Source organism: Streptomyces sp. NPDC058469 (assembly GCF_042721125.1).
In the GTDB taxonomy this organism is placed as follows: domain Bacteria; phylum Actinomycetota; class Actinomycetes; order Streptomycetales; family Streptomycetaceae; genus Streptomyces.
This window is the reverse complement of the sequence record NZ_JBHXME010000049.1, coordinates 1-17,848: the sequence shown is the minus strand read 5'-3', so window position 1 is coordinate 17,848 and position 17,848 is coordinate 1. Positions and strand designations below refer to the sequence as shown.

Sequence of the window (17,848 nt, the reverse complement as noted above, 5' to 3'; positions counted from 1 at the left end):
ATCCGGCCACCCCCCGTCAGGAACGAGCCAGGGAAGCAAGGGTTCCCGTCCCCTTATGAGGGATCGTTTCACCCGTACGGATTAAAAGTGCTCAAGGGGGCGGAAGGGGGCATCACCAGCCGCCTACGGTCGCACGGGTGATGAGCAGCAGTCCGGAGACCTCGACCCGCACCACCGGCGCACACCGGGCGCATCGGGAGGCGCGCGACCGCGCTGCGGCGCGCACGCTGGCGCAGCGCCCGCCCGCGCGCTACGAGCCTTATCTGGACGGCCTGTTCACGTACTGCCTGTCCGTGCTCTGCGACCACGACGCGGCGACCGCCGCCCTGGGAGACGTGCTGGCGCTGGCCGAACGCCGGGGCGCGCGCGTCCCGGAGACGGCCGGGGACCGTCGGGCCTGGCTGTACGCGCTGGCCCGCTGGGCATGCCTGCGCAAGCTGGCCGAGGCCAAGCAGAAACGTCAGGGCACGCACGCGGCGGGGCGTAGTGAGGTGGAGGAACCGGCTGTCTCCGAGGAGTTGAGGGAGCAGCGGGGGCGTGAACTCGCCCTGCTCGCCTGGCCGGAGGCCGCCGGGACCACCCCGGAGCAGCGCGAGGCACTCGAACTCGCCGTGCGTCACCGGCTCGCCGCCCACGAGGTCGCCGCCGTCCTCGGCATGGACCTCGCCACCGCCCGGGAGCTGCTGGCGTCCGCCGCCTGCGAGGTGGAACGCACGCGTGCCGCCCTCGCCGTCGTGGAGACCGGGAGCTGCCCGAGCGTCGCCCGCCTCACCGGAGACCACCAACTCGTGCTCAGCAGCGCCCTGCGCCGCGAACTCGTCCGGCACGTCGACGACTGCCCACACTGCCGCCGTACCGCCGAGCGCGCGGTCCCCGGCAGCTGGCCCGGCGCCAGTGTCACGCCCGCCGAACTGCCCGTCCTGGAGGCACCCCGCGCGGCCCTGCATGTCGCCATGGCGCATCTCCCACGCGCGCGTGGGGCCGCGGCACCCCGTTTCGACCGGCGCGGTTTTCCGATGGACCCGAAGGACCGCGCCGCCCGAAGAGACCGGCTCCGCGCGCGTGCCGTCACGACGACCGTCGTCGCCACCGTCATCGCGGCGCCCGTCCTCGCCCTGTGGGCCGCCTACCGGGGCACACCGACCGGCGAGGGCGTCGACGGCCGGGCCGCCACCGCGAGCGAGCAGAGCGGCACCGGCAGCCTGGAGGGCGAGGTCGCGAGCGGCGGCTACGAGAACACCGGCAACGCCAGCACCGGTCCCCGTCCGGGCAAGGGCGGCAAGAACGATGTCTCCGTAGAGGTCATCAGCGTCACCGGCGCCGGTCAGAAGGGCGCCGGTCATCTGGCTGTCTCGGCCGCCAACAGCAGCGACACCACGATCGTCACCCTCACCGCGTCCGGCTCGGCCCCGGTCCGCTGGTCCGCGACCACCGCGGCGCCCTGGCTCTACCTCAGCCAGTCCTCGGGAACTCTCGCACCGGGCGAATCGTTGACGATCAAGGTGTACGTCGACCATCTGCGCGAGCCCTCCGGCCACTGGACCGCGCGCGTGGCCGTCTCACCGGCCGGGGCCATCGTCTCGATCGAGGGCTACGGCACCGCGCCCGCCCCGACCGACCCGGGCAACCCCACGCACCCCACGGATCCCGACCCCGGCGAGCCGCCCTCGTCCGGCCCGGACCCGACGCCCACCAGCACGGCGCCCACCGACCCCACGCCGAGCAGCCCGCCGCCCACGTCCGCCGACCCGACCCCGACCCCGACGGGCTCGTCCCCCGCCGACCCGGGCGGCTCGACGCCGCCCGGCGACGACCCGAGCCCGGGTTCGTCGTGACCCGTCAGGCGACGGGGTCCGCCGGATGCGGTGCCAGCAGCGGGAGTTGCGAGGCCAGGCGCTGCTCGCAGAGTTCGACCAGGCGGTCGTAGCCGGCCTTGCCCATCAGCTCGGTCAGCTCCGGGCCGTAGGACACGTACACGGGGTCGCCCGCGCCGTGCGCCGAGGTCGCCGACGTGCACCACCAGTGCAGGTCGTGGCCGCCGGAACCCCAGCCCCTGCGGTCGTACTCGCCGATCGACACCTGGAGCACGCGCGTGTCGTCCGGGCGGTCGATCCACTCGTACGTCCGCCGCACCGGCAGCTGCCAGCAGACGTCCGGCTTGGTCTCCAGGGGCTCGCGGCCCTCCTTGACGGCCAGGATGTGCAGCGAGCAGCCCGCTCCGCCGGAGAAACCGGGGCGGTTCTGGAAGATGCACGAGCCCTTGTAGGGACGGGTCTGGCGGTCGCCGTCCTCGTCCTCCGAGGTCCAGCCGTGCTTCACGCCCTCGTCGTGGTGCTGCCAGATGTCCGGGGTGAGCCTCGCCACATGCCCGGCGACCCGTTTCTCGTCGTCCTTGTCCGAGAAGTGCGCGCCCAGGGTGCAGCATCCGTCGTCCGCGCGGCCCGCCTGGATGCCCTGGCAGCCGCTTCCGAAGATGCAGTTCCAGCGAGAGGTCAGCCATGTCAGATCGCAGCGGAAGAGCTGCTCCTCGTCCGCCGGATCCGGGAACTCCACCCACGCGCGCGCGAAGTCGAGCCCCTTCTCGTCGGCTTTCAGGGCCTTCTTCGACGGCTTCGGGGACTTGGCCGACGTCACCGACGAAGAATCGCCGGGTGATTTGGCCGCCTTGTCGGTCTTCGCCTTTTTCGTCTTTGGCACGGGTCCAGGGTAAGTCGCCCGGGGCGGCCCCAGAAACCGCTCCGGGGGCTGTCCCACCCGCCACCCGACCACCACCCCTCAACGAGGGGCTGCGCCCCGCCCCTTCTGGATCGTGCAGGTGGCAGTAGCGTTCCGTATATGAGACTCGGTGTCCTCGACGTGGGATCGAACACGGTGCATCTGCTGGTGGTGGACGCACACCCGGGCGCCCGCCCGCTGCCCGCGCACTCGCACAAGGTGGAACTCCGCCTTGCCCAACTCCTCGACGAGGACGGCGCGATCGGCCCCGAAGGAGTGGACAAACTCATCGGCGTCGTCCACGAGGCGCTCCAGGCCGCCGAGGACAAGGGCGTCGAGGAACTCCTCCCGTTCGCCACCTCCGCCGTCCGCGAGGCCAGCAACGCCGACGACGTCCTCGCGCGCGTGCAGACCGAGACCGGCGTCGAACTCCAGGTCCTCACCGGCGCCGAGGAGGCCCGGCTCACCTTCCTCGCCGTCCGCCGCTGGTTCGGCTGGTCAGCGGGGAAGCTCCTCGTCCTCGACATCGGCGGCGGCTCCCTGGAGATCGGGTACGGCATCGACGAGGAGCCCGACGCGGCCGTGTCGCTGCCCCTCGGCGCGGGCCGCCTCACCGCCGGCTGGCTCCCCGGGGACCCGCCGGAATCGGACGCGATAAGGGCCCTGCGCCGCCATGTGCGCGCCCAGATCGCCCGCACGGTGGGGGAGTTCAGCCGTTTCGGCGCCCCCGACCACGTCGTCGCCACGTCGAAGACCTTCAAGCAGCTCGCCCGGCTGGCCGGCGCCGCCCGCTCCGCCGACGGCCTCTACGTCCAACGCGAGCTGAAGCGCGAGTCCCTGGAGGCGTGGGTGCCCCGCCTGGCCGGCATGACCACCGCCCAGCGCGCCGTCCTGCCCGGTGTCTCCGAGGGCCGCGCCGAACAGCTCCTGGCGGGCGCGATGGTCGCCGAGGGCGCGATGGACCTGTTCGGCGTCGAGACGCTGGAGGTCTGCCCTTGGGCGCTCCGCGAGGGCGTGATTTTGCGACGGCTGGATCAGATGCCGACGGCGTAGGTGCGGGGGCGGGAGTGGGCTCAGGTGTGGGGGCGGGCGCGCTGCCGTTCGCGGTGCACGCGCGCGTGGCCGTTCGTGACGTACGCGCGCGTGGCCGTTCGTGACGTACGCGCGCGTGGCCGTTCGTGATGTACACACGCGTGGCTGTCCGTGATCCACGCGCGCGTGGCCGTTCACCGCGGCACACGCGGCCTACTGAACGCCCGGACGGTACGTGACGTATCAGACCCGCATGAAGTATCGCCACAACGCGGCCCCGCGCCGGAGATGGCCGGTTGCCGTACCCCGCACAGCGCGGGCACAGCAACCGGCTCCCCCGCGCAAAGCGCCGCCCCGTAGTCTGTCCTCCGTGGCAGAACCAGTCGTGCGCATCCCGGATGCGAAGGTCGCGCTGTCCACGGCGTCCGTGTATCCGGAGTCGACGGCGACGGCCTTCGAGATCGCCGCACGCCTCGGCTACGACGGCGTCGAGGTCATGGTGTGGACCGACCCGGTCAGCCAGGACATCGACGCGCTGCGCCGGCTCAGCGACTACCACCAGGTCCCGATCCTCGCCGTGCACGCGCCCTGCCTGCTCATCACGCAGCGGGTGTGGTCCACCGACCCGTGGATCAAGCTCCAGCGCGCCCAGGCGGCCGCCGAGAAGCTCGGCGCGAACACGGTCGTGGTGCATCCGCCGTTCCGCTGGCAGCGCCAGTACGCGAAGGACTTCGTCAGCGGGATCTGGCGGATGGCGAACGAGACGGGTGTGCGGTTCGCCGTGGAGAACATGTACCCGTGGCGCTACCGCGACCGCGAGATGCTCGCCTACGCCCCCGACTGGGACGTGACGAACGAGGACTACCGGCACTTCACGATCGACCTCAGCCACACCGCGACCGCCCGCACCGACGCGACCGAGATGATCGACCGCATGGGCGACCGTCTCGGCCATGTCCACCTCGCGGACGGCAACGGCTCGAACAAGGACGAGCACCTCGTCCCCGGCCGCGGCACCCAGCCCTGCGCCGAACTGCTGGAACGGCTCGCGACGACAGGTTTCGACGGCCATGTCGTCATCGAGGTCAACACCCGGCGCGCGATGTCCAGCGCCGAACGCGAGGCCGACCTGGCGGAGGCGCTCGCCTTCACGCGGCTGCATCTGGCCTCGGCCGTGAAGGTGCCCCGGCGGTGACCGACGCCACCGCCAAGCGCCGGGGCCGGCCCCCTCGTACGGAATCCGCCGACACCCGGGACCGCATCCTGAGCGCGGCCCGGGAGGAGTTCTCCGAGCGGGGGTACGAGAAGACGTCCGTGCGCGGTATCGCCAAGGCTGCCGGGGTCGACTCGGCGCTCGTGCACCACTACTTCGGCACCAAGGAACAGGTCTTCGAGGCGGCCATCGAGGTCGCGTTCGCACCGGCGCAGAACGCGCCGGCGGCGGTCGCCGAGGGGCCGCTGGACGGCGTCGGCGAGCGGCTGACCCGCTTCATCTTCGGGGTCTGGGAGAACCCGGCCACCCGTACGCCGCTGCTGGCGATCGTCCGTTCCGCCGTCAACAACGAGGCCGCCGCGGCCGTCTTCCGCCGACTCGTGGTCTCCCAGGTGCTGAGCCGGGTCGCCGCCCGGCTCGACCTCCCGGACGCGGAGCTGCGGGCCGAACTGGCGGCGGCGCAGTTGGTCGGTACGGCGATGCTGCGGTACGTGATCAAGGTGGAGCCGCTGGCCTCGGCGGACGTGGAGCAGATCATCGCGCGGGTGGCGCCGGTGGTGCAGGGGCATCTGACGGGGCCGTAATCCTGTCGCCGATCCCGTCGTCGATCCCGTCTTCCACGTGAGACATCTGTCCCGGGATGTGGACACCGTGTCCGACCCCTGGATGACCGGCGTACGCTCAATAGCAGCCATATCTGCCTGAAGGAGCGACGACGATGCCCGAGCTGAGGTCCCGCACAGTCACCCACGGCCGCAACATGGCGGGCGCACGCGCCCTTATGCGCGCCTCCGGTGTACCCGGTGCGGACATCGGCCGGAAGCCGATCATCGCGGTGGCGAACAGCTTCACGGAGTTCGTGCCCGGCCACACCCACCTCCAGCCGGTCGGCCGGATCGTCAGCGAGGCGATCACCGAGGCCGGCGGCATCCCGCGCGAGTTCAACACGATCGCGGTGGACGACGGCATCGCGATGGGCCACGGCGGCATGCTGTACAGCCTGCCCTCCCGCGACCTGATCGCGGACAGCGTGGAATACATGGTCGAGGCGCACTGCGCCGACGCCCTGATCTGCATCTCCAACTGCGACAAGATCACGCCCGGCATGCTCATGGCGGCGCTGCGCCTGAACATCCCGACGGTCTTCGTCTCCGGCGGTCCCATGGAGGCCGGGCGCGCCACCTTGCAGGACGGCACGGTCCGCACGCTGGACCTGATCGACGCGATGGTCGACGCCGCCAACGACAGCATCTCCGACGCGGACGTCCTCAACATCGAGGAGAACGCCTGTCCGACCTGCGGCTCCTGTTCCGGCATGTTCACCGCCAACTCGATGAACTGCCTGACGGAGGCGATCGGCCTCTCCCTCCCCGGCAACGGCTCGGTCCTCGCCACGCACACGGCCCGCAAGGGCCTGTACCAGGACGCGGGCCGCACGGTCATGGACATCACCCGCCGCTACTACGAGCAGGACGACGAGACGGTCCTGCCGCGCAACGTCGCCACCTTCGCGGCCTTCGAGAACGCGATGGCCCTCGACATCGCGATGGGCGGCTCCACCAACACGATCCTGCACCTCCTCGCCGCGGCGCAGGAGGGGGGCGTCCAGTTCGGCCTGGACGAGATCAACGCGGTCTCGCGCCGCGTGCCGTGCCTCGCGAAGGTCGCCCCGAACGTCGCGAAGAACCGCACGTACTACATGGAGGACGTGCACCGCGCGGGCGGCATCCCCGCCCTCATGGGCGAGCTGCACCGTGCGGGCCTGCTCAACGAGGACGTCCACTCCGTCCACAGCCCGTCCCTCGCGGACTGGCTGAAGACGTGGGACGTGCGCGGCGGTTCGCCTTCCCCGGAGGCCGTGGAACTGTGGCACGCGGGACCCGGCTGCGTCCGCTCCGCCGAGGCCTTCTCCCAGTCCGAGCGCTGGGAGGCGCTGGACGAGGACGCGGCGGAGGGCTGCATCCGCTCCGCCGAGCACGCCTACTCCAAGGACGGCGGCCTCGCGGTCCTCAAGGGCAACCTGGCCGTCGACGGCTGCGTGGTGAAGACCGCAGGCGTGGATGAATCCATCTGGACGTTCGAGGGCCCGGCGGTCGTCTGCGAGTCGCAGGAAGAAGCGGTCGAGAAGATCCTCAACAAACAGGTGACGCACGGCGACGTCGTCGTCATCCGCTACGAGGGCCCCAAGGGCGGCCCCGGCATGCAGGAGATGCTCTACCCGACGTCCTTCCTCAAGGGCCGCGGCCTCGGCAAGACCTGCGCACTGATCACCGACGGCCGCTTCTCCGGCGGCACTTCGGGCCTGTCGATCGGCCACGCGTCCCCCGAGGCGGCGTCCGGCGGCACGATCGCCCTCGTCGAGAACGGCGACCGCATCCGCATCGACATCCCGAACCGCACGATCGAACTCCTCGTGGACGACACGGAGTTGGCGCGCCGCGAGGCCGCGCTGGACGGGCAGTACGCCCCGAAGCAGCGCGAGCGCAAGGTGTCGGCCGCGTTGCGCGCGTACGCGGCGATGGCGACCAGTGCGGACCAGGGGGCTGTGCGGGACGTCAGCAAGCTGGGCTGAGGTTCACTGAGCGCCCTGTAACTCCTGTAGTTCCTAGAGCTCTTGTGGCTCGTTCGGCCTTGGGTCGTCCTCCTTCGCGGGGACGGCCCTTTGGCTTGCCGCTGCTACCAGGCGCCCGGGGTACGGGAGTTGACGGCGAAGACTGTGCCGTCGGGGGCGGCTGCGTAGACGTGGTTGTTCGCTACGACGGGTTCGGGCAGCGTGGCGACCACCTGCCCGGAGTTCGTGCCGAGCTGAGCGGTCGTCTGTCCGACGAGTTGCCCTGTGTCGGCGTCGACGGCCAAGAGGCGTCCGTCCGGGGCGGTGACGTACACGTGTTTGTCGTCGACGACCGGCACGGAGCCGCGGCTCACGGACGTCTCGAGATGCCACAGCCGCTTGTGGGTGTCCGTGTCGATGGCCTCCAGCGAACCACCGGTGGCCAGTACGTACATGACGTTCCCGCGCATGGTGGCCACGGCGTCCTGACGCGGGACGGGCAGCGCCACCCGGCTCGATTTCTTGGTCCCGGGGATGTAGCGGACGATGGCCTTCGTGTTGCCGGAGCTCCAGTCGGTGGACAGAAAGAACGCTGATCCGTCCTGGACGCCGACGGGCCTCAGCATTCCCTGCACCCGTGCTTTCCACCGCACGTCGCCCGTGTCCGGATCGACCGCGGTGACCTGAGTGTTCGACCCGTCGTCGGACGGTCTCGTCGCGTATGCCAGCGGGCTCCCGGCGAACGAGACGAAGGAAGAAACGCCGGGGATCGGGCGGCTCCACTTCGTCTTGCCCGACGCGGCGTCGACGCCCGTGACCGTGCCGTCCGCACGGGTGAGCAGGACCATGCCGCCGACGTAACGCACGGAGTCGTTCCCGGGCATGTTCCGCTGCCAGACCCTCGCGCCCGAGGACGGATCGAGCGCCTCCAGATGCCGGCCCTCGCCGATGTACGGATGCACGAGCCCGCTGGCGACGACCGGTGCGCCACCGGGTCTCTCCTTGGTGACGGAATGCCGCCACAACAGGGTGCCGTCGGCCGGTGCGAGTGCGTAGACGACTCCGGGCTGCGCACACAGCAACTCGCCCGCACCGTAGGCGCATTGGGGTACACCCCCGGCCTTGGCCGCAGGTTTCACGGCCCAAGCTTTGAACGCCGCCGGCGAGGTCCGCGTGCCGGTGCTCTTCGGTGTGGGGTCCGCCCCTCCGGCCAGCTGTACCGAGGCGAGGACACCACCGGCGACCAGCGCCGCGGTCCCGGCCGCGAGCATCGCCAACCGGCGCCGCCCGGTCTTCGGTTCGGCCTTCTCCACCGGTTCGGGCTTCGGATCCGGTGCACCACCCGTCCTCTGCTCCGGTATGAACGCCTGCGTGTCGTACGAGGCCGCCACGGACCGCAGTTCCCGCATCAACTCGTCAGGTGTGGGCCGGTCTTCGGGCTCCTTGGCGAGACAACGCAGCACGAGCGGCGCCAGGTTGCCCGGCACCTCGGCCAAGTCCGGCTCGTCGTGCACGACTTGGTACGCCACGACGTATGGGCTGTCCGAGTCGAACGGCCCGCGCCCGGTCGCCGCATGCACCATCAAGGACCCGAGCGCGAAGATGTCCGCGGCGGGCCCGACCTCCCTGGGTCGCCGGAACTGCTCGGGTGCCATGAAGGGCGGCGTCCCGATCAACTTGCCGGTCTCGGTGCGCAGTTCGCTGTCTTTTGGCCGAGAGATACCGAAGTCGATGACCTTCGGCCCGTCCTCGGCGAGCAGCACATTGCTCGGCTTGAGATCTCTGTGTACGACGCCGACCCGATGGATGTCGCGGAGTGCCTCGGCGAGTCCGGCCATCAGCTGGCGCAACTGGGCCGGAGCCATGGGCCCGTTCCGCTTCACGTGCTCGGACAGGGTCGGCCCGGGAATGAACAGCGTCGCCATCCAAGGCCGTCGGGCCTCCGGGTCGGCATCGACCACCGGCGCGGTGAAGGCGCCGCTCACCCGCCGCGCGGCAGCCACCTCCTGCCGGAACCGCCCTCTGAACTCGGGGTCCTGGGCGAACTCCGCGTGGACGACCTTCACGGCGACCTTCATCCCGGAGGTGCTCTGCGCCAGATGCACCACGCCCATACCGCCGGAGCCCAGGCATGTCTCCAGGCGGTAGTGACCGGCGTACTCGGGAAGTTCCGCTTCCGCGCCCGCTCCGGTGTTGCGCTGTGGCGCCATGGAACCACCCCCGTGCTGATCGTTCGCGCGCGCGACGCACGGAGCCTAGTCCATGACCTGCACGGGACGGAGGCGGCTTGCCAGCCTCCCTGTGCGAATTGCGCACATGTGTTTCATGGCGTGTTTTAGGGGAATCAACGGGACCCCATGGCAGTCATGGGGTGCAACGGGGGAGGTTTTTCATGTCTGTTGACCGCGCTCAAGAGGCTGAGGGCAGCGAGACCGAGGGCAGCGGGGCCGAGGCTGTCGCGACGGCAGCGGCCGTGCACACCTACACGACCGCCGACGTCCGCCTCAACATCCGCAGCGGCCCGGGAACGAGCTACGGCATCGTCGGCAGCCTGCCCGGGGGTTCGCGGGTCCCGATCTACTGCCAGACGCCGGGAACGACAGTCACCGGCACCTACGGCACGTCGAACATCTGGGACAACATCAGCAGCGGCGAGTTCATCTCGGACGCCTACGTGAACACCGGCAGCGACGGCTATGTGGCCTCCCGCTGCTCCTGATCCCACGTCACCGACTCGAAGGACACGCATGTCATCCCGTAGACGCAGATCCGTCCTACTCGCCGGCGCGGCCGGAGCCCTGCTCATGGTGATGGGCTCACCGGTTCAGGCCAATGCGGCCGCGGCGCTGACGTACTACTCGACCGCACCCGGTATCAGCATCAACGTGCGCAGCGGTCCCGGCACGGGCTACACCGTCGTCCGCGTCCTGGCCGCCGGCTCGAAGGTTCCGATCTACTGCCAGACATCGGGCACCACGGTGTCCGGCTACTACGGCACATCGAGCATCTGGGACAACATCGACGACGGCGAGTACATCTCGGACGCCTACGTGAACACCGGCAGCGACGGCTATATAACGTCCCGCTGCGCCTGAGCCCCCAACGGGAGCCCGCACCCACCCTCGGAGCCATAATCGTCCCGTGAACGACGAGACGACCGGCACCCAGGACACCCCCGCGGGCTCCCCAGGCGAAGGCGCGGGCGCAGGCCCCCGCCCCGAACCCCTCCGCTTCTTCGGCACCACCTGGGTGAACCACGACGACGGCTACACCGCGCGCCGTATCGCCACGGCGGCCGGCTCCCTCGCCGCCGCCGTCGCCGCCTGCCTGATCCTCCGCTTCGCCTACCAGGGCATCCAGATCGCGAACATCGGCAGCTTCGTCACCCTCCTAGTCATCGTGATGTTCGCGATCTGCAGCGCCCTGGCCTTCGGCCACACCTGGGAAGCCTTCAAAAAACGCCCCGACCCCGACCGCCAGGCCTCCCTCCGAGGCCTCCTGGCCATCGGCTTCGTAGGCTCCCTCCTCGCCTATTTCGCCCGCTCCCTCACAGAGGCCCCCGGCGAACACCTCCACCGCCAGGAATACGAGACGGCACTGACCCAGCACGAGAAGCGCACGTCCCGCCGCACCCGCAACCCGTCGAAGAAACGGCGAGGCGCCTGACACGGGAGCCCACGAGATCCGGCGCAGCCACGAGACGAGGCTCTGGCCCCGGGCAACTCTTCGGGCACGCGGAACCCTTCGAGCACGTAAGAGCCGGTCCTACGGCGGCTCACGACTGTGCGGGTCGCGACGATTCCTCGGGTTGCGCGATTCCCCGGGCACGCATGGCTCGCGGCATGCCGGTCGCGCACGGTCTCTGGCGCCCTGGGGGAGGACCCACGTCCTCTGGGCACGCACGGCTCGGGGCACGCCGGCTGCCAACGGCCCCTGGCACCCTGGACCCCTCGCCCCTCCGCGGGCACGCACGACGTCGGCCAGGACAGTCACGATTCCCCGGGCTTCCACGGTTCACGACACCCCGGGCACCCGGCACCCGGGCAGTCACGACCCTCGAAACGCCCCAGGCATCCAAGCCGCCCAGGTACGCCTAAGGCACCGCACACCGGCCGGCCCCGAAGCCCTGAACCACGAGAGCCAGCCAAGGCACGCTCCCGCCTCCACCCCGCCCGAACCAAGCCGTTCCGCCGAACACCCCCACTCCACCACCCCGACGTCCCACCCCCTCCTTGCTCCCCCTCTCCTTACTCCCCCCCTCAACCCCCAACCCCATTTCTCACCAAAAACCACCTGCACCCTGCACCCACCCCAGTAACCATGGCCATATGACCACCTCCCCCAAGCCCACTTCGCCCTCCTCGCCCACCCCTCCCCCCTCACCCGCCACCCGAGCCCACTCCTTCAACGCCGCCGCAGCCCAGTACGCCGAGAACCGCCCCTCCTACCCACCCGCCCTCTTCGACGCCATCGAGGAACTCGCAGGCCACCCCCTCGCCGGCGCCCGCGTCGCAGACGTCGGCGCGGGCACCGGCATCGCGACCGCCCTCCTGCACGCCCGCGGCGCCGAAGTCATCGCGATCGAACCCGGCGACGGCATGGCCGCCCAGTTCCGCCGGACCCTCCCCGACGTCCCGATCGTCCGAGGCAACGGCAACGCCCTCCCCCTCACCGACCACTCCGTTGACTTCCTCACCTACGCCCAGGCCTGGCACTGGACCGACCCCGCACGCTCGGTCCCGGAGGCGCTCCGCGTACTGCGCCCGGGCGGCGCGCTGACGCTGTGGTGGAACACCGGCGCTCTCGACGTCCCGTGGATCGCCGAGCAGTCGGAACGCATCAGGATCCACTTCGGCATCGACCGCGTCGTGGAGCAGAACGGCAGCGGCGTGCGTTCCGCGCTCGCCGACCCCACCGGCCGACTCGACTTCGCCCACCGGAAGGTCCGCTGGAGCCGCCACGTCCCGGTCGACACACACCTGGCCAACATCGGCAGCCACTCGGCCTTCCTCGTCCACGACGAGGAAAGCAAGGACGCCTTCCTCACCGATGAGCGGAACCACCTGAGGGCCGTCTTCTCGGACGAAATCGTGGAGGAGACCTACGTCGTGGAACTCGTCGTAGCCCTCACGCCATGACCCCCTGACGGCCACCACGTCACGCCCCGGCAGTCACCGACTGACCGCGTCACGCTGCCGGCAGCCACCGAGTCACCACGCCGCGCCCCGACAGCCGCCTGACGGCCACCCCTTCCCGCCCCCGACAGTCACCGACTCACCACGCCGCACTCCGAAAGTCGCCGACTCCCCAACTCGCCTCCCCCTCACGGCCGTTACCCCCTCATCCCGCCCCCGCCCCCGCCCCCGCCCTCGCCCTCGCCCTCGCGCTATTCCCCCGCCCGGCAGCCCACCCCTCCAGCGCCGCCGCACACGCGTGATCCACATGCCGCAACCCACCCAACTCCAGCCGCACCACCCGATCGCACGGCAACGCCTCCAACGCCTCCAACGCGTCCAACAGCTTCGGCAACCGCAGAAACGTCGAATGCCCCAGCACCCGTACGACGATCCCCGCGTCCCCGAGATCCTCCGCCTCCACCTGCACGGCCACCGACACCCGCCGCAGCACACAGCCGCACCCGCCGGTAGCCGCAGCCGCGCCCACCGAACGGCCCCGCCGCACCTACGAGGCCGACACCACCGCACCCACCAGCCAACCCCGCCGCCCCGCCGGAAGCCCCACCCGCACACCCACCCCAACCCGCACACCCACCCCCACCCCCACCCAGCCCGAACCCACCCCACCCGCTTGACGCCCCCACCCGGCGAGAGCATTATTCATCACATGATGAATTACCTCCCCGGCCCGTCCGGATCCCCCGACACCCCTGCCGACGCCTCGCCCGTCACCACAGTCGGCACCTCACCCGACACTTCCCCCCGCGCAGAACACGACCCCGCCGTCCAAGCCGAAGCCCTCACCGTCGCCCGCGGCCCCCGTACCGTCCTCCGCGCCCTCGACTTCACCGTCCCGCGAGGTCAGATCACCGGCCTGCTCGGCCCCTCCGGCTGCGGCAAGTCGACCCTGATGCGCTCGATCGTCGGCACTCAGGCCAAGGTCACCGGCACCCTGAACGTCCTCGGCCGCCCCGCAGGGCACCCCACCCTCCGCACCCGCATCGGCTATGTCACCCAAGCCCCGTCCGTCTACGACGACTTGACGGTCCGTCAGAATCTCGACTACTTCGCCGCGATCCTCGACCCGGGCCGCGCCGCCGCCACCCGCCGCCACGAGGACGTCACCCGCGCCATCACCGACGTAGACCTCACCACCCACGACGACGCCCTCGCCGGCAACCTCTCCGGCGGCCAACGCAGCCGCGTCTCCCTGGCCGTGGCGCTCCTCGGCACCCCCGAACTCCTCGTCCTCGACGAACCCACCGTCGGCCTCGACCCCGTCCTCCGCCGCGACCTGTGGGCCCTCTTCCACGACATCGCCGCCTCCCGCGGCGCCACCCTCCTCATCTCCTCCCACGTCATGGACGAGGCCGAGCGCTGCCACCGCCTCCTCCTGATGCGCGAGGGCGAGATCCTCGCCGACGACACCCCGGACGCCCTCCGCACCAGCACCGGCTCCGACACGGTCGAAGCCGCCTTCCTGCACCTGGTCGACCAGGCCGTAGCCACCGCCCGCCAGAAGGAGACGACCCGATGAGCTCGACCACGAACGCGAACACGGCCGCTACGCCGACCGGTGCCCCCGCACTCACGCCCACCCCCACCAGCGCCCTCAGCGCCTCCCGCACCACGGCCACCGCCGCCCGGGTCCTGCGCCAGCTCCGCCACGACCCCCGCACGATCGCGCTGCTGATCCTCATCCCGTGCGTGATGCTCGTCCTGCTGCGCTACGTCTTCGACGGCAGCCCGCGCACCTTCGACAGCATCGGCGCCTCACTCCTCGGCATCTTCCCCCTCATCACGATGTTCCTGGTCACCTCCATCGCCACCCTGCGCGAACGCACCTCCGGCACACTCGAACGCCTCCTCGCCATGCCCCTCGGCAAGGGCGACCTGATCGCCGGCTACGCCCTCGCCTTCGGCATCCTCGCGATCATCCAGTCCGCCCTGGCGACAGGCCTCGCCGTCTGGTTCCTGGGCCTCGACGTCACCGGAAGCCCCTGGCTGCTCCTCCTGGTCGCCCTCCTCGACGCCCTGCTCGGCACCGCCCTCGGCCTCTTCGTCTCGGCCTTCGCGGCCTCCGAGTTCCAGGCCGTCCAGTTCATGCCGGCGGTGATCTTCCCCCAACTCCTCCTCTGCGGCCTCTTCACTCCCCGCTCCGACATGCACCCCGCCCTGGAGGCCATCTCCGACGTCCTGCCCATGTCGTACGCCGTCGACGGCATGAACGAAGTCCTCAAGCACACCGACATGACCGCCACCTTCGTACGCGACGCGCTGATCGTGGCCGGCTGCGCACTGCTGGTACTGGGACTGGGCGCCGCCACCCTGCGCCGCCGCACCGCCTAGCCCACCCACCGTCCAGCCGACACACCGCCAGCCACGCACCCGCGCCAGCCACGCACCCGCGCCCCCCCCCATCCCGCCCACCGGACATCAGCCCCGCACACCCGGCCCCGATGGGAGGATGAACCCGGACGACACACCCCCGGGAGGACACCCCAGCCATGGCTCAGAAAGTCGCAGTCCTCGGCACCGGCAAGATCGGTGAAGCCCTGCTCAGCGGAATGATCCGAGCGGGCTGGGCACCGGCCGACCTGCTGGTCACCGCCCGCCGCCCCGAGCGCGCCGAAGAACTCCGCAGCCGCCACGGGGTCACCCCGGTCACCAACCCGGAGGCCGCGAAGACCGCCGACACCCTGATCCTCACGGTCAAGCCGCAGGACATGGGCACCCTCCTCGACGAACTCGCCCCGCACCTTCCCGCCGACCGCCTGATCATCAGTGGCGCGGCGGGCATCCCCACCTCCTTCTTCGAGGAGCGCCTGGCCGCAGGCACCCCCGTCGTCCGTGTCATGACGAACACCCCCGCCCTCGTCGACGAGGCCATGTCCGTCATCTCCGCCGGCAGCCACGCCACCGAGGCCCATCTCGCGCACGCCGACGAGATCTTCGGCGCCGTGGGGAAGACGCTCCGCGTCCCCGAGTCCCAGCAGGACGCCTGCACCGCCCTCTCCGGCTCCGGCCCGGCGTACTTCTTCTACCTGGTCGAAGCCATGACGGACGCGGGCATCCTGCTCGGCCTGCCGCGCGACAAGGCACACGACCTCATCGTCCAGTCCGCGATCGGCGCCGCCGTCATGCTCCGCGACAGCGGCGAGCACCCGGTGAAGCTCCGCGAGAACGTCACCTCGCCCGCCGGCACGACGATCAACGCCATCCGCGAACTCGAGAACCACGGCGTACGCGCCGCACTCATCGCCGCCCTGGAAGCCGCCCGCGACCGCAGCCGCGAACTGGCCTCCGGAAACAGCTAGCCGGTCTGCCAGCTGATCAGTCAACCGATCCGTCAGCCGGCCAGGCCGCTACGCAGGCAGAAGCCCGATGGCCCGATACGCGCTGTCGACCATCGGCTTCGCCATCTCTCTCGCCTTCTCCGCCCCATCCCGCAACACCCCTTCCACATACGCGGGATCCGCGCACAACTCCTTGTGCCTCTCCTGCACGGGCCTGAGCAGCTCGACCACGGCCTCCGCCGTGTCCTTCTTCAAAGTGCCGTACGACTCATATACACCGCTCAGGTCCTCGGGGTTCCCACCACCGCAAGCGGCCAGGATCTCCAGCAGATTGGCCACCCCCGGCCGCGCCTCCCGGTCGTAGACGACCTCCGCCCCACTGTCGGTCACGGCCCGCATGACCTTCTTGCGTACGACCTCCGGCTCGTCCAGCAGATAGACGATCCCCGGCCCGGAGTCGTCCGACTTCCCCATCTTCGAAGTCGGCTCCTGGAGGTTCATCACCCGAGCCGCCACCCCCGGCCGGGTCGCCCGAGGCACCACGAACGTGTGCCCGTACCGCTGGTTGAACCGCACCGCCAGATCCCGGGTCAGCTCCACATGCTGCGTCTGGTCGTCCCCGACCGGCACCTCGTCCGTCCCGTACGCCAGGATGTCCGCCGCCATCAGCACGGGATACGTCAGCAAGGACAGCCGCACACTCCCGCCCCGCTCCCGCTCACGCGCGGCCTTCTCCTTGTACTGCACCATCCGCCGCATCTCACCGTCGGTGGCCACACACTCCATGACGTACGACAGCCGCACGTGCTCGTCCACATGACTCTGTACGAACACGGTGCACAGCTCGGGATCCAGCCCCGCCGCCAGCAACAGCGTCGCTGCCTGCCGACTGAGCCTGCGCACCCGCGCCGGATCGTGGTCCACGGTGAGCGCGTGCAGATCGACCACACAGAACAGCGCGTCGCTCTGCCGCTGATCCACGTCGACCCACCGCCGGATGGCGCCCAGGTAGTTCCCCAGCGTCAGGTGCCCGGTCGGCTTGACCCCACTGAAGACCCGTGTCATCTCTCCACCTCCTGATAGAGACCGCCGCACCCGGCCGGCCGACCCTCTGGAGGGAGATACGCGAACGGCCGCCGAGGCGGCGGCCGTTGAGTACATACGTGTGTACGGCCGCCGTCAGGCGGCCCACCACTGCTGGGTGCACGTATGCGTAGTCACGTCACACAGCGTACGCCTCCGCAGTGCTCTCCGGAGCGGAGTTGACACGCCCCTACCTCGTACGTAGTGTTCTCCGAGTTGTCCGACGTGAGCGCCGACTCCGGTCGGTCCCCGGACAGCCATTCCGCAAGTACCTACAGACAATCGACGATCCGTCGTCGCGTTGTATTGGCATGCGTATTTGCGAAATGAGGAATCCGCGTTCGAAAGGACGCACCCCCGATTCGCTCGGGACTCAGGAATCCGCTAAAGTCTCACTCGTCGGAACGGCTCAACGGCCGGGATGGCAGCCCACTCTGACTGGGAGTCAGGCCCGAAAGGATCTGATAGAGTCGGAACCGCCGGAAAGGGAAACGCGGAAGCGGAAACCTGGAAAGCACCGAGGAAATCGGGGCCGGAAACGGTCTGATAGAGTCGGAAACGCAAGACCGAAGGGAAGCCCGGAGGAAAGCCCGAGAGGGTGAGTACAAAGGAAGCGTCCGTTCCTTGAGAACTCAACAGCGTGCCAAAAATCAACGCCAGATATGTTGATACCCCGTCTCCAGTCATCATCTGATGGTTGGGGCGAGGTTCCTTTGAAGAAAACATACAGCGAGGACGCTGTGAACGGCCGGGCTTATTCCGCCTGGCTGTTCCGCTCTCG

At 70.1% G+C, this 17,848-nt stretch carries 16 protein-coding genes; 12 read left to right on the top strand and 4 right to left on the bottom strand.

All coding sequences use genetic code 11. From position 1 onward, the window contains the following. The first annotated feature begins 137 nt into the window (after nt 1–137). Nucleotides 138–1,835, top strand: coding sequence for a hypothetical protein (locus tag ACFWP5_RS21775; protein ID WP_384158839.1), 1,698 nt, complete (start codon nt 138–140; stop codon nt 1,833–1,835). 4 nt (nt 1,836–1,839) lie between these two features. Here ACFWP5_RS21775 and ACFWP5_RS21770 read toward each other — a convergent pair whose 3' ends face one another. After that, the gene (locus tag ACFWP5_RS21770) at nt 1,840–2,697 is read right to left on the bottom strand and encodes a hypothetical protein (protein WP_384158836.1); all 858 of its coding nucleotides are present in this window, start codon (nt 2,695–2,697) and stop codon (nt 1,840–1,842) included. Between the two features lie 138 nt (nt 2,698–2,835). Here ACFWP5_RS21770 and ACFWP5_RS21765 point away from each other — a divergent pair, with 138 nt between their 5' ends. The 4 genes from ACFWP5_RS21765 (at nt 2,836) to ilvD (ending at nt 7,532) form a co-directional block, all read left to right on the top strand. After that, entirely contained in the window at nt 2,836–3,768 is a 933-nt protein-coding gene (locus ACFWP5_RS21765) for a Ppx/GppA family phosphatase (protein WP_384158834.1), read from the top strand. Nucleotides 3,769–4,117: 349 nt separating this feature from the next. Further along, nucleotides 4,118–4,942, top strand: a complete 825-nt coding sequence (locus ACFWP5_RS21760) for a sugar phosphate isomerase/epimerase family protein (RefSeq protein WP_384158831.1) — start codon at nt 4,118–4,120, stop codon at nt 4,940–4,942. After that, complete coding sequence (locus ACFWP5_RS21755; protein ID WP_384158828.1) at nt 4,939–5,544, top strand: TetR family transcriptional regulator; 606 nt, start codon at nt 4,939–4,941, stop codon at nt 5,542–5,544. The genes ACFWP5_RS21760 and ACFWP5_RS21755 overlap by 4 nt, the downstream gene beginning before the upstream one ends. 134 nt (nt 5,545–5,678) lie before the next feature. Continuing rightward, nucleotides 5,679–7,532 carry a dihydroxy-acid dehydratase gene (ilvD, locus tag ACFWP5_RS21750; RefSeq protein WP_384158825.1) on the top strand — a complete coding sequence of 618 codons (1,854 nt, stop codon included), beginning with the start codon at nt 5,679–5,681 and terminating at the stop codon, nt 7,530–7,532. A 104-nt stretch (nt 7,533–7,636) separates the two neighbouring features. On the opposite strand, the gene ACFWP5_RS21745 is transcribed toward ilvD, so the two are convergent. Then, a complete protein-coding gene (locus ACFWP5_RS21745) occupies nt 7,637–9,721 on the bottom strand; it encodes a PQQ-binding-like beta-propeller repeat protein (RefSeq protein WP_384158822.1) in 2,085 nt (694 codons plus the stop codon). A gap of 182 nt (nt 9,722–9,903) precedes the next feature. Between ACFWP5_RS21745 and ACFWP5_RS21740 the strand changes: the two genes are divergently transcribed. The 4 genes from ACFWP5_RS21740 (at nt 9,904) to ACFWP5_RS21725 (ending at nt 12,649) form a co-directional block, all read left to right on the top strand. Continuing rightward, complete coding sequence (locus tag ACFWP5_RS21740; RefSeq protein ID WP_384158819.1) at nt 9,904–10,230, top strand: SH3 domain-containing protein; 327 nt, start codon at nt 9,904–9,906, stop codon at nt 10,228–10,230. 85 nt (nt 10,231–10,315) lie between these two features. Next, complete coding sequence (locus ACFWP5_RS21735; protein WP_384158816.1) at nt 10,316–10,606, top strand: SH3 domain-containing protein; 291 nt, start codon at nt 10,316–10,318, stop codon at nt 10,604–10,606. Between the two features lie 46 nt (nt 10,607–10,652). Further along, a complete protein-coding gene (locus tag ACFWP5_RS21730) occupies nt 10,653–11,177 on the top strand; it encodes an EamA/RhaT family transporter (protein WP_384158813.1) in 525 nt (174 codons plus the stop codon). Between the two features lie 662 nt (nt 11,178–11,839). Then, nucleotides 11,840–12,649: a class I SAM-dependent methyltransferase gene (locus tag ACFWP5_RS21725; RefSeq protein WP_384158810.1), complete on the top strand. Its 810-nt coding sequence runs from the start codon at nt 11,840–11,842 to the stop codon at nt 12,647–12,649. Between the two features lie 202 nt (nt 12,650–12,851). Here the strand turns inward: ACFWP5_RS21725 and ACFWP5_RS21720 are convergent, their stop codons facing one another. Further along, nucleotides 12,852–13,127, bottom strand: a complete 276-nt coding sequence (locus ACFWP5_RS21720; protein ID WP_384158807.1) for a hypothetical protein — start codon at nt 13,125–13,127, stop codon at nt 12,852–12,854. 228 nt (nt 13,128–13,355) lie between these two features. Here ACFWP5_RS21720 and ACFWP5_RS21715 point away from each other — a divergent pair, with 228 nt between their 5' ends. The 3 genes from ACFWP5_RS21715 to proC all read left to right on the top strand — a co-directional run bounded on the left by ACFWP5_RS21715 (nt 13,356) and on the right by proC (nt 16,005). Continuing rightward, nucleotides 13,356–14,225 (top strand): ABC transporter ATP-binding protein, encoded by an 870-nt coding sequence (locus tag ACFWP5_RS21715; RefSeq protein WP_384158804.1) that lies wholly within the window; start codon nt 13,356–13,358, stop codon nt 14,223–14,225. Continuing rightward, on the top strand, nt 14,222–15,037 hold the full coding sequence (locus ACFWP5_RS21710) for an ABC transporter permease (protein ID WP_384158801.1): 816 nt from the start codon (nt 14,222–14,224) through the stop codon (nt 15,035–15,037). Before ACFWP5_RS21715 ends, ACFWP5_RS21710 begins: the two co-directional genes overlap by 4 nt. A gap of 158 nt (nt 15,038–15,195) precedes the next feature. Then, nucleotides 15,196–16,005, top strand: coding sequence for a pyrroline-5-carboxylate reductase (gene proC / locus ACFWP5_RS21705; protein ID WP_384158798.1), 810 nt, complete (start codon nt 15,196–15,198; stop codon nt 16,003–16,005). A 48-nt stretch (nt 16,006–16,053) separates the two neighbouring features. On the opposite strand, the gene trpS is transcribed toward proC, so the two are convergent. Continuing rightward, the gene (gene trpS / locus ACFWP5_RS21700; RefSeq protein ID WP_384158795.1) at nt 16,054–17,049 is read right to left on the bottom strand and encodes a tryptophan--tRNA ligase; all 996 of its coding nucleotides are present in this window, start codon (nt 17,047–17,049) and stop codon (nt 16,054–16,056) included. Nucleotides 17,050–17,848 lie beyond the last annotated feature (799 nt).